A 12,135-nucleotide genomic window follows, 5' to 3' on the forward strand; every position below is an offset into this window, starting at 1 on the left:
TTTCCGAGGGGTTGGCTCGGGATGCGAACCCCTCTCCCAACCCTCTCCCCTCAAGGGGAGAGGGCTTTTGTTTGTGCGGACCGCCCGTCACCGCGTCTTGAGGCGCAGGCTGTCCCAGCTGATGTCGCCGGTCCAGCCGCCGTCTACGGGGAGGCTGACGCCGTTGATGAAGGAGGCGGCGTCGGAGGCGAGGAAGGTGATCGCTTCGGCGATGTCTTCGGGCTGGGCGAAGCGGGCCATCGGCACGCGGTTCACGATATCGGTATCGTCGTAGGCGCCCGAGCCCATGTCCTTCACGTCCATCTCGGTCTTGATCCAGCCGGGACAGACGGCGTTCACGCGCACGCCGCGGCCACCCCATTCGCCCGCGAGCGTGCGGGTGAGGCCGACGAGGCCGTGCTTCGAGGTGTTGTAGGCCGAGCGATGGATCACCCCGCCGAGGCCCGCGACCGAGGCGACGTTGACAATGGAGCCCTTGCCCGCGCCTAGCATCTGGCGGCCGAAGGCGCGGCAGAGGAGGAAGGGCCCTTGCAGGTTGACGGCCATCATGCGCTGCCACTGATCTAGCGTGGTATCTTCGGCGGGCTGGATCAGGCTGATGCCGGCGTTGTTGACGAGAACCTGCGCGCCGCCGAAGTCGCTGGCGATCCGGGTGGCCATGTCTTCGACGAAGGCTTCGCTGGATACGTCGCCGCTGATGCCGATGGCCCCCGCGCCGATGGCGGCGGCTTGTTCGGTCACGTCCTGCATATCGGTGAGGACGACGCGGTAGCCGGCGGCGGCGAGGCGGCGGGCGGTGACGAGGCCGAGGCCCTGCGCGGCGCCGGTGACGATTGCGGTGTTCATTTGGGGTCCTTTGCGGATTGGCCGAAGAAGGCCGGATATTCTGCCCGCCAGAAATCGCAATGGTACTCGGCCCAGGCGTCGACAGGGCGGATGCCGGCGGGTTCGAAACGCATCACGGAACCGGGCCGGGTGGCGGGCCATTCCTGCGCGGTAGGATTACTACGCATGAAGGCGGCCCATGTGGTGACGATGACGTCTGCCAGAGCCTGCGAGGCAGGGGCGAGATCGGGCGCGGTCATCGCGGCGGTGTTGGAGAAATTGGGGAACAGGGCGTTGAGCTCTGCCGAATGGACTGCGCCGAGATTGAAGCCGGGTTCGGGGCTGATGGGGATCGAGACACCGCGTGATGGCGCGGTGCGGTCCGCATATTCCCACTGGAAGACCGGCGTGTGGGCAGCGAGGAGGCGGCCGCTTTCGATTTCGAGGCAGTGGGTGATGCCGAGGCCGGGCATGAAGTCCGTCATCAGCGAACCGAGCGTTTCAGCGGGGTGTTCGCCGGGTTTGAGGGGGTAGCGGGCGAGCACCTTGTCGGCCTTGTCGCCATAGAGGGCGCGGACGGCGGTGGGGTAGGTTTCGGGGGTGACCTTCGCGCCGCCCTGCACATCATATCCGACGTAGAGGCGCATTTCATCGCGCGTGAAGCCGTTGAGCACGGGGACGCGGAGGAACTGGCCGGATTGCAGCGCAGCCATGGTGGCGCTCGGCTGCGTCGGGCCTCCTGTAAAGGGCGCGAAGGCCACGAGTTCGCCGCTAGCGGCTTTGGCTCCCGCGGCGATCAGGGCTTGCGGATCGATGGCTTTGAGGCAGGCGAGATCGGGACAGCCGGCTTCCCTGGCGACTTTGGCGGCGAAGGCCTCCGCCTGCGGGAGGGTGCGCAGGGGGGTGCTGCAGGAGGCGCTCTGGATGATCGCGCGGTGGAACAGGCCCTTGGTTTGCTCGGGAGCCTGGAGGTGCATGCAGACCGAGGCGGCACCGGCGGATTCGCCCGCGAGGGTGATGTTCTCCGGATCACCGCCAAAGGCCGCGATGTTGGCCTTGACCCAGCGCAGGGCGAGGCGCTGGTCTTCGAGGCCGAGGACGTGGCCTGCACCGGTGGTGCCAGCCGGCGGGGCCATGAAGCCGAACACGCCGAGGCGGTAGTTCACGCTGACGATGACGGCATCGAGACCCTGCGCGAGGCGGTCCAGCCGGTAGAGCGAGGCCGCGCCGCCGACGAAGGCGCCGCCGTGGAGCCAGACGAGGACGGGGCGCTTGGTGGCGGTTTTGGCGGTGGGGCGGCTGATGTTGAGCGTGAGGCAGTTCTCCTCGTCGCTGCGTTCGGTGAGGCCGTAGCGCGCGGCCTGCGGGCAGGCGCCGCCGAAGTGCATGGCGGGCAGGACGCCAGTCCACACGGCGGCGGGCTGCGGCATGCTCCAGCGCGCGTCGCCAGCGACGGGGGCGGCATAGGGGATGCCGCGAAATTCGAGCGCGCCATTGCGGACAAAGCCTTCGACCTTGCCCGAGGCGGTGGTGACGACCTCACCCTGCGGTGCGGACTGGGCGGCGAGGGGAGCGCCGAAAAGGAGTGCGGCGGCGGCGAGGAAGGCGCGCCAGATGGTCCGGTTCATGTGCTGCAGTTCCCCCTTGGCGCGGCCTGGCCTGTTCGTACGCGAGGGGGCCGGAGTTGCAAGCCTTGGCGGTTTCGCCAGCAGACGTGCTCTCATTTTTGAGGGCCGCAAAATTGAGGCAGGTCAAAGCCCGCGCGGGGTGTGCTGCTTCATCATCCATATCGGATGAAGATGGGCTGATGGGAGACCCCGCAATGGAAGCGCTGGAACGGATCGACGCGACGAGCCCGGAGACTCTCCAGAACCCCTACCCCTACTACGACCGGCTGCGGCGCGAGGCGCCGGTGTTTCGCGATCCCAAGACGGGGATCGTCTCGGTATCGACCTACGAGCTGGTGCTGGAGGTCAACAAGAAGCCCAAGGTCTTCTCGAGCGACTTTTCGACGCTGCTGAGTTCGGGCGGTTCAGGCGCGTTCGATGCAGAGGAGACCGCGATCCTCAATCAGGGGATGCCGCGCCGGAACACGATGCTGACCGCCGATCCGCCGCAACACACGCGCTACAAGCGGATCGCGATGCATGCGCTGCCGCTGAGCCGGGTCAATGCAATGGCGCCCTATGTGGCGGAAGTGACCAATGGCCTGATCGACCGGTTCATCAAGGACGGAGCGGTCGAGTTCAAATCGCAGTTTGCCGAGATGCTGCCGGGTATCGTGATCGCCGACGTGCTGGGCGTGCCGCGCGATGATATTCCGATGTTCCAAAACTGGGTGCGCGCGGCGATCCTGCGGCTGAACGGCAACGCGAAGCCTGAGCAGCGCGCGGACCTCGCTCGCAGCGAGATCGCGATGCAGGGCTATTTCCGCAATATCATGGCGGAGAGGCGGGCGGAGCCGGGGACGGATGTGATTTCCGACCTCCTCGCCGCTCGGCTGCCGGAGGATGACGGCTCGGAACGGCCCCTGGACGATGCCGAAATCTATTCGATCGTGCAGCAGATCTTCACCGCCGGGCAGGAAGCGACCGCCCATGCGCTGGCCTATGCGCTGGCGCAGCTCCTCGCCAATCCGGAGCAGATGCGCGCGATCATGGCGGACGAAAGCCTCGTGCCGAATTGGGTGGAGGAGACCGCGCGGCACCTCTCACCGTCCCACAACATGTGGCGGGTGGTGAAGGAAGACACGGTGCTGGGCGGGGTGGCGCTGAAGGCAGGCGAGCCGATGCTGCTGCGCTATGGCTCGGCCAACCGCGATCCGGCAGTGTTCGAGAGCCCCGACCGGTTCGACGTGGCGCGGCCCAATGCGAGCAAGCATGTCGGCTTCGGCGCGGGGGTGCATACCTGCCTTGGCATGCATCTGGCGCGGGTGGAGATGGTGACGGCGCTGCCGATCATCCTGCGGCGGTTGAAGAACCTGCGCTTCGCCAATCCGGACAATCCGTTTCAGTTCGCCGCCAGCAATATCCTGCGCGGGATGCAATCGCTGCCGCTGCGCTTTGATCCCGCCTGAGCAGACACAGGGAGAAGACCCATGGTCGAGACACTTACCGGCACCAACCGGTCCAAAGGCATTACCTATGACGCACTGCTGGACATGGATACGCACCGCGTGCCGCCGCGTCTGCGCGAGGAGTGCCCGCTACCGCCGGGGCCGACGATCGTCGATCCGAGCATCTACCATTCGCGCGATTTCTTCGATCTGGAGGTCGAGCGGCTGTGGAAGCGGGTGTGGCAGATGGCCTGCCATGAGGACGATATCCCGAACGTGGGGGACAGCCATGTCTATGACATTGCGCACCTTTCCTACATCATCGTGCGCACTGCGCCGGACGAGATCAAGGCCTTTCCCAACGCCTGCCTCCACCGCGGGCGCGCGTTGCTGACCGAGGACAGCAAGGGTCTTCACGGGTTCCGCTGCCCGTTCCACGGCTGGAACTGGGGCATCGACGGGGCGCTGAAGGAAGTGCCGTGCCAGTGGGATTTCCCCTCTGTCAGCGCAAAGACGCACAGCCTGCCACCAGTGCGCACGGGGCGCTGGGGCGGCTGGGTGTTCATCAATCCGGATGACAACGCCGAACCCTTCGAGGACTTCCTCGGCGATATCGACCGGCACTTCCAGCCGATCCCGTTCGAGCGGCGCTACAAGGCGGTGCATGTGGCGAAGAAGCTGCGCTGCAACTGGAAGGTGGCGCAGGAAGCCTTCATGGAGGCCTATCACGTGGTGGCGACGCACCCCACGCTGCTCGATGTGATGGGCGATGCCAATTCGAAGTATGACGTGTTCGGCAACATGTCGCGCGCGATTTCGCCAAATGGGCTGCTCAGTCCGCATGTGAACCCGGCGTTTGTGGCCGAGCCGCTGGAAGGCGCGAAGACTTATGCCAAAGTGCGCCACGCGCTTTCGGGCAATGTCTATGAGCGTCTGGGCGAGGACCGCGTGAAAGTGACCGCGCGCGATGGGCAGACGGGGATCTTCGATCACCAGGCGCACCATATCGAGGGCGCGCTCGATCATGCCGATGTGCAGCTGTGCGACTGGGTTGGCGGGCGGCTACCCGAAGGATGGGAGCTGGAGGAAGACCACACCTCCACCGGCCCGGTGCAGGACCGCCGCAAGGCCATGGCGAACGAGGCGCGCGAGCGCTGGCGCAAGGTGCTGGGCGACGAGGTAGACGGCATGTCCGACGCCGAATTCGTCGACACGATCTACTACAACCTCTTCCCCAACATCAGCCCGTGGGGGTGCCTCAACCCGATCTTCTACCGGTTCCGCCCGCTGGGCGACAATCCGGAGGAGTGCATCCACGAGACGATGTTCATGATGCCGGTGCGGAAAGGTGAGCAGCGCCCTGCCCCGGCCAAGGTCCACTGGCTCGATTTCGACGACGACTACTGCGACGCCGAGGAGCTGGGCATGCTGGCCAAGGTGTTCAACCAGGACGTGGTGAACCTGCCGCACGTGCAGAAGGGCATGAAATCGATCAAATCGAAGGAGATCGTGTTCGCCAACTATGGCGAGACGAAGATCCGGCATTTCCATATGCTGCTCAACGCGCAATTGTCGCGTTAGGCCGCACCAAGCAAAAATGACAATTGCAGGCAGGGCTGCCGGGGATCACTGTTGGCCGGAAAAGCCCTGCACCGGGAACCGAGGATACAACCATGTCACGTGAACAGCTGATCGAAATGACCCGTTCGCTTATCGCCCATGGCGATGCCGGGACGATGGAACTCGCGGACGAAGTCGTGCGCATTCCCGCCTCGACCTATACCGACGAGGCGCTGTTCGAGCGCGAGAAGAAGCAGATCTTCCGCCGCCTGCCGCTGATGGTTGCGCCTTCGTGCGAGATTCCGCAGCCGGGCGATTACAAGGCGATGGACATTGCCGGCGTGCCGCTGCTGCTCACCCGCCAGCGCGATGGCTCGGTCGGCGCGTTCCTCAACATGTGCACGCACCGCGGCAACCCGGTCGCCTCCGGCAGCGGCAATGCCAGCCGGTTTACTTGCGGCTATCACGGCTGGACCTTCAAGAACGACGGCGACCTGATCGGCGTGGCGAGCCCGCAGGATTTCGGCGCGGTGGACAAGGCCGCACTCTGCCTGACGCGCTTCCCGGTCTATGAAAGCGCCGGGCTGATCTGGGCGACGCTGGACCCCAATTCCAAGCTTTCGATCGCGGATTACCTGTGCGGCTATGACAGCCTGCTGGAGGCCTTCGGGTTCAAGGACTGGTATCTCTTCAGCCAGCGCACGCTTTCGGGGCCGAACTGGAAGACGGCCTATGACGGCTACCTCGATTTCTACCACCTGCCGGTGCTCCACGCGAACACCTTCGGTTCGGATTTCTACAACCGCGCCAACTACTTCGAGTTCGGGCCGCACCAGCGCCTGTCCACGCCTTCGAAGTTTGCGATCAAGGTTTCCTCGGGCGATGACCGCCAGATCGACCTCAGTCAGCTGAACGACGACGAGATTTCCGACGACGTGCTGGTGCAGGGCGTGTGGACGATCTTCCCGCACATCTCGATCGCCAGCTTCTACGGCGGCGGCCTGCGCGGGGCGATGATCAGCCAGCTTTTCCCCGGCGACAAGGTGGGCGAAAGCTATACCACCCAGTTCTACGTGATGGAGAAGAAGCCCTCGGACGAAGTGGCGATCAAGGCCGCGCACGAGCAGTTCGACTTCCTCGAGATCGTGGTGCGCGACGAGGACTACAAGACCGGCAAGCGCCAGCACGTGGCGCTGCAGAGCGGACTGATGAAGGACGTGCTGTTTGGCCGCAACGAGCGCGGCGGACAGGTCTTCCACACCTGGGCGGCCAAGCTTCTCGAAGCCACCGACGACGAACTGGTCGAGATGTTCGCCCGCGAGGCGCAGCGCGAAGCAGCGGAATGATCCTGACGGCTGCGGCGTGATTGCGCCGCAGCCGATGCAGGCATAGGCTGCCCCTCCTCGGCGGACGAGGGGGGACATCATGCGCATCTATCGAGTGCTGGGGCTGGCGTTGCTGGCAGGCGGAGCCGCGACGGCGGCGACCACGCTGCACCGCGCGCCTTCATCCGATGTGGCGGCGCTGGCCATGCTCGATCCCTCGCGGCTGGCGGCGGCGGCCTGTGCGGAGAAGGCGCGTACCAGCACGCCGATCCTGCTGCGGCGCTTGGCTCAGGCTGCGGCGCTGATGGGGCCGGTGGTGCCGGGCAAGTTCCCGCTTTATGGCGGCGTGCCGCGTTCGGCGCTGGAGCCGGGCGGGCTGACCGCAGAGGCGCGGCCCTGGTTCGATCAGGGCATCGAGATGGCCTACAACTTCAACCATGCGGCAGCGGTCGCCTCGTTCCGCAAGGCGCAGGCGCTTGCGCCGGGATGTGCGCTATGCTTCTGGGGTGAGGCCTTGGTGCAGGGGCCCAATATCAACGCGCCGATGGAAGCGAAGGCGCTGGCGCCGACTTTGACCGCGCTGGAGAAGGCGCAGGCTTTGGCGGGGAATGCGCCCCCGCTCGACCGGGCGCTGATCGGGGCGCTGGCGGCGCGCTATTCGGCTGATCCCACGGCGGACAGGGCGGCGATGGATGCGGCTTATGCCGATGCGATGCTGGGGCTGGCGGCGGCGCATCCGGGCAATGACGAGCTGGCCGTGCTGGCCGCCGAGGCCGCGATGGACACGAGCCCGTGGAACTACTGGCAACCGGGCCGCAGCGAACCGCGCGCGCGGATCGACAAGGCGGTGGCGCTGGTCGAAGACGTGCTGGCGCGGCATCCCGGTCACCAGCAAGCAGCGCATCTCTATATCCACCTGATGGAAAACTACGTCAGCCCGGAGCGCGCGGAAAAGGCGGCGGATGCGCTGGCGCTGAGCGCGCTGCCCGAGGCGGGGCATCTCGTCCACATGCCGGGGCACATCTATTACCGCATCGGGCGCTACAAGGATTCGATCCGGGCCAATGTGGCCGCGGCGAAATCGGACGAGGCCTATCTGGCGCGCGTGCCGGACGACGGGATGTATCGCTACGGATACTATCCGCACAACGTCCACTTCATCGTGACATCGGCGCAGCAGGCGGGCGATCTGGGGCTGGCAGTGGCGCAGGCGCGCAAGCTGATGCGGATCATCCCCGAGGACAAGGCGGTGGAGCTGGGCTGGATTCAGGCCGTGGTCGCCGCGCCTTCGTTCGCTTTTGCGCAAGGGGGAACACCGGCGCAGATCCTGGCCCTGCCGAAGCCGACGGCGCGGCTGCCCTATGTGCTGGCGATGTGGCACTATGCGCGCGGGGTGGCCTTTGCGCGGATCAACCGGCCCGCCGCATTGGAAGCTGAGTTGAAGGCGATGGACCAGCTGACCGCCGATCCGGGGATCAAGGTGCTGGAGGGCACGGGCGTGCCGGGGACGGACCTCATCCATCTCGCGCAGCACGTGATGCGCGGGCGGATGGCCTTTGTGCGTGGGGACTTTACGGCGGCGGCAGAGGCCTATCGCAAGGCGCAGGCGATCGAGGGGACGATCCCTTATCAGGAGCCGCCCTATTGGTACTACCCGGTGGGCCAATCGCTGGGCGCGGCGCTGCTGGCAGGCGGCAAGGCGGCGGAGGCGCGCGATGCGTTTCATCAGGCGCTGCTGGTGGCGCCGGGCAATGGCTGGGCGCTGTGGGGGCTGGCGCAGAGCGAGGCCGCGCTAGGACACAAGCTGGAAGCGCGCGCGGCAGAGGCGGCGCTTGGGCGGGCCTGGCTGGGGGATCGGCGGTTGTTGACGCTGGAGCGGTTGTAAGCCCCTCCGACCCGCCTGCGGCGGGCCACCTCCCCATTTGGGCTTCGCCAAAATGGGGAGGGCCTGATCACACCAAATTTTCGTCACCCCCGCGAAGGCGGGGGTCCAGAGCGGACAGGCGTGGGCGCCGCCTTTTGGCGCTCTGGATTCCCGCCTGCGCGGGAATGACGAAGTTTATGGGGTTTTGCCGGGGCGCTTGGGCCTAACCGTCCTTGTAGTAGTAGCTGTAGCCGTTGATCGCGGGCGCGCCGCCGAGGTGGGCGTAGAGGACGCGGGCGCCTTCGGGGAAGAAGCCCTTGCGGGTGAGATCGATCATGCCCTGCATCGATTTGCCCTCATAGACCGGATCGGTGATCATCGCCTCGGTGCGGGCGGCGAGGCGGATGGCTTCGTTGGTTTCCTCGGAGGGCACGCCATAGGCTGGGTAGGCGTAGTCCGGGTTGATGACGATCTCGTCCTCGCGGATCTTGCGGCCGAGGCCGACGAGTTCGGCGGTGTTGTCGACGATCATGCGCACCTGATCGCGGGTCTGATCGAGCGTGCCGGAAGCATCGATGCCGATCACGGTGTGGGCGCGGTCCTGCGCGGCGAAGCCGACGATCATGCCGCCCTGCGTGGAGCCGGTGACGACGCAGACGACGATGTAATCGAACTTGAAGCCGAGTTGCTCTTCCTGCTGCGCGACTTCTTCCGCGAAACCGACGTAGCCCAGCGCGCCGAACTTGTGGACCGAGGCGCCGGCGGGGATCGGATAGGGCTTGCCGCCCGCCGCCTTGACGCTCTCGATCGCGTCTTCCCAGCTCTGGCGGATGCCGATGTCGAAGCCGTCTTCCACGAGGCGGCTGTCTGCGCCCATCAGGCGGGTGAGCAGGATGTTGCCGACGCGGTCATACACGGCGTCATAATGCGGCACCCACTTTTCCTGCACGACGACGCACTTCATGCCGAGCTTGGCGGCGGTGGCGGCGACCATGCGGGTGTGGTTGGACTGCACCCCGCCGATGGAAACCAGCGTATCCGCGCCCGAGGCGATCGCATCGGGGACGATGTATTCGAGCTTGCGCAGCTTGTTGCCGCCGAACGCGAGGCCCGAGTTGCAATCATCGCGCTTGGCCCAGATCTCGACCTTGCCGCCCAGCGCCTCGCTGAGGCGGGGGAGATGCTCGATTGGGGTGGGGCCATAGGTGAGCGGGTAGCGTTCGAACGGGGTGAGGAGGGACATGCGGGCTCCGGCTTCGGGTGTGATTCGCTGCGGAGGCTAATGCAAACTGTGTGGAAGGTGTTTGCAATCTTGGGGGCCTGCCTGACTTTGATCGGTACTGAATGCCTTTCAGTTTCATTTATCATCCGGTAGATCGATGTTCTATGAAAGAACCTTCCATCGAGCTTGACCGCATCGACCGCAATCTGCTGCGTCTGCTGCAGGCGGACGGGCGGCGGTCCAACCAGGAACTGGCCGAGGCCGCGAACGTGAGCCCGGCGACTTGCCACAGGCGCGTGGCGCGACTGGTGGAGCTGGGCGCGATCACCGGGTTTCGGGGGGCGGTCGATCCGGGCGTGGTGGGGCTCGGCACGCTAGTGATGGTGGGCGTGGTGCTGGATCGGTCCACGCCCGAAAGCTTCGCCGCGTTCGAGGGCGCGGTGGTGGGGATGAAGGAAGTGCTCGATTGCAATCTGGTCGCGGGGGACTTCGATTACCTGCTGAAGATCCGCGTGCGCGACATTGCCGATTTCAACGCGCTCCACGGCCAGCGGCTGCTGACTTTGCCGGGGGTGCGGCAGACGCGGACGTTCTTCGTGATGAAGGAAGTGAAGGAGAACGCACCGCTGGGGTTTTGAAGGGGGTGCCTAGCTGCTCGGGATTCCCGCCTTCGCGGGAATGACGAAGGTAGGAACGGGAACGAGGAGTAACCTGTCCTCTGCTCGTCCTTGCGAGCGTAGCGAAGCAATCCAGAGCGTTGGTGCAAGGCGCTCTGGATTGCTTCGCTACGCTCGCAATGACGATGTTTGGCGGCGGTTGGGCGCAGTGAGCTGCCAACGCGGCATTTGACACGCCCGCGCTGCCGCTTATCCCTACGCGGGGTCAAGCAAAGGGGAATGGCGTGGGCGCAGTGGGGATCGCAGAAGCAGGACAGGCGGGCGGCGTGGAGCTGAGCCGGACGCTGCTGCCGCGCCATGTTTCGATGATCGCGATCGGGGGCATCATCGGCGCGGGGCTGTTTGTCGGTTCTTCGACGACGATTTCGCTGACCGGGCCGGCGGCGGTGATTTCCTATCTTATTGCGGGGCTGCTGATCCTGCTCGTCATGCGGATGATCGCCGAAATGGCCATCGTGCTGGAAGGCGTTTCAAGCTTTCCGGACTTTGCGCGCGCAGGGCTGGGGCATCTGGCCGGATTCCTTTCGGGCTGGCTCTACTGGTATTTCTGGGTCGTGGTGGTTGCGGTGGAGGCGATTGCCGGAGCCAAGATCATCGGCGGCTGGCTGCCGGGCGTGCCGGAGTGGGCCATCGGCGGGGCGCTGACGGCGCTGATGACCGGGGTGAACCTGCTATCGACGCGCAGCTACGGCGAATTCGAGTTCTGGTTTTCCTCGATCAAGGTGGCCGCGATCCTCGTGTTCAGCCTGATCTGCGGGCTGTGGGTGTTTGGCATCACGGCGCCGCAGGGTTTCTCCATCGGCAACCTGACCGCGCATGGCGGGTTTGCGCCGCATGGCTGGGGGCCAGTGCTGGCGGGCGTCGCCTCGACCATCTTCTCGCTCTGCGGGGCGGAAATCGCGACGATTGCGGCGGCGGAATCGCCTGATCCGGCCAAAGTGATCGCGCGGATGACCGTTTCGGTCGCACTGCGCATCGTGATTTTCTACGTGCTCGCCATCGGGCTGATCGTGGCGGTGGTGCCGTGGACGCAAATCGTGCCGGGGCATTCGCCCTTCGCCACGACGCTGGCGGCCATGCATATTCCGGGCGGCGAGACGATCATGAGCGCGGTGGTGCTGGTGGCGGTGCTCTCGTGCCTCAACAGCGGCCTCTACGTGACGAGCCGTGCGCTGTTCGGCCTCGCGCGGTTTGGCGATGCGCCGGACTGGCTGGTGCATGTGAACGGACGCGGGGTGCCGGCGCGGGCGATCATTGCCGCGAGCCTCTTCGCCTATGGCGCGCTGGCGGCGCAGTGGCTTTCGCCGGGGACGGTGTTCAGCTTCCTCGTCAATTCCTCGGGCGTGACGATGATCCTGCTCTACATGCTGGTCGGCATCGCGCAGCTGAGGGAGCGCAACCGGGCGGAGCGCGAGGCCCCGGAGAAGCTGACGCTGAAGATGTGGTTCCACCCCTATGGCACGCTGGTGGCGCTGGCGGCGATGCTGGCTGTGCTGGTGTTCATGGCGCTGCAGCCGGACCTTGCCTCGCAGCTGTGGATGAGCCTGCTGGTGGCGGGCTTGTTTGCGGTGGCCTTCTGGCTGCTGCGGACGGGAAAGCGCGCCTGA

The 12,135-nt window shown here is 65.7% G+C and carries 9 protein-coding genes; 6 read left to right on the plus strand and 3 right to left on the minus strand.

Annotation, left to right across the window (positions count from 1 at the left end; genetic code table 11):
- Positions 1-87: 87 nt before the first annotated feature.
- Together Q0071_RS04375 and Q0071_RS04380 are read right to left on the minus strand one after the other, a co-directional pair.
- Complete coding sequence (locus Q0071_RS04375) at positions 88-846, minus strand: SDR family oxidoreductase (protein WP_298165719.1); 759 nt, start codon at positions 844-846, stop codon at positions 88-90.
- Positions 843-2,453, minus strand: a complete 1,611-nt coding sequence (locus Q0071_RS04380; RefSeq protein ID WP_298165721.1) for a carboxylesterase family protein — start codon at positions 2,451-2,453, stop codon at positions 843-845. The genes Q0071_RS04375 and Q0071_RS04380 overlap by 4 nt, the downstream gene beginning before the upstream one ends.
- Before the next feature lie 179 nt (positions 2,454-2,632).
- On the opposite strand from Q0071_RS04380, the gene Q0071_RS04385 reads away from it, so the two are divergent.
- The 4 genes from Q0071_RS04385 to Q0071_RS04400 all read left to right on the plus strand — a co-directional run bounded on the left by Q0071_RS04385 (position 2,633) and on the right by Q0071_RS04400 (position 8,650).
- The gene (locus Q0071_RS04385) at positions 2,633-3,901 is read left to right on the plus strand and encodes a cytochrome P450 (protein ID WP_298165723.1); all 1,269 of its coding nucleotides are present in this window, start codon (positions 2,633-2,635) and stop codon (positions 3,899-3,901) included.
- 21 nt (positions 3,902-3,922) lie between these two features.
- Positions 3,923-5,461: an aromatic ring-hydroxylating dioxygenase subunit alpha gene (locus Q0071_RS04390; protein ID WP_298165725.1), complete on the plus strand. Its 1,539-nt coding sequence runs from the start codon at positions 3,923-3,925 to the stop codon at positions 5,459-5,461.
- Positions 5,462-5,553: 92 nt separating this feature from the next.
- On the plus strand, positions 5,554-6,786 hold the full coding sequence (locus Q0071_RS04395) for an aromatic ring-hydroxylating dioxygenase subunit alpha (protein ID WP_298165727.1): 1,233 nt from the start codon (positions 5,554-5,556) through the stop codon (positions 6,784-6,786).
- A 79-nt stretch (positions 6,787-6,865) separates the two neighbouring features.
- Complete coding sequence (locus Q0071_RS04400; RefSeq protein ID WP_298165729.1) at positions 6,866-8,650, plus strand: hypothetical protein; 1,785 nt, start codon at positions 6,866-6,868, stop codon at positions 8,648-8,650.
- A 202-nt stretch (positions 8,651-8,852) separates the two neighbouring features.
- On the opposite strand, the gene Q0071_RS04405 is transcribed toward Q0071_RS04400, so the two are convergent.
- Complete coding sequence (locus tag Q0071_RS04405; protein WP_298165732.1) at positions 8,853-9,872, minus strand: 1-aminocyclopropane-1-carboxylate deaminase; 1,020 nt, start codon at positions 9,870-9,872, stop codon at positions 8,853-8,855.
- A 143-nt stretch (positions 9,873-10,015) separates the two neighbouring features.
- On the opposite strand from Q0071_RS04405, the gene Q0071_RS04410 reads away from it, so the two are divergent.
- Together Q0071_RS04410 and Q0071_RS04415 are read left to right on the plus strand one after the other, a co-directional pair.
- Entirely contained in the window at positions 10,016-10,489 is a 474-nt protein-coding gene (locus tag Q0071_RS04410; RefSeq protein ID WP_298165734.1) for an Lrp/AsnC ligand binding domain-containing protein, read from the plus strand.
- A 263-nt stretch (positions 10,490-10,752) separates the two neighbouring features.
- Positions 10,753-12,135, plus strand: a complete 1,383-nt coding sequence (locus Q0071_RS04415; protein WP_298165736.1) for an amino acid permease — start codon at positions 10,753-10,755, stop codon at positions 12,133-12,135.

Source organism: Novosphingobium sp., assembly GCF_027486195.1.
Classification (GTDB): domain Bacteria; phylum Pseudomonadota; class Alphaproteobacteria; order Sphingomonadales; family Sphingomonadaceae; genus Novosphingobium.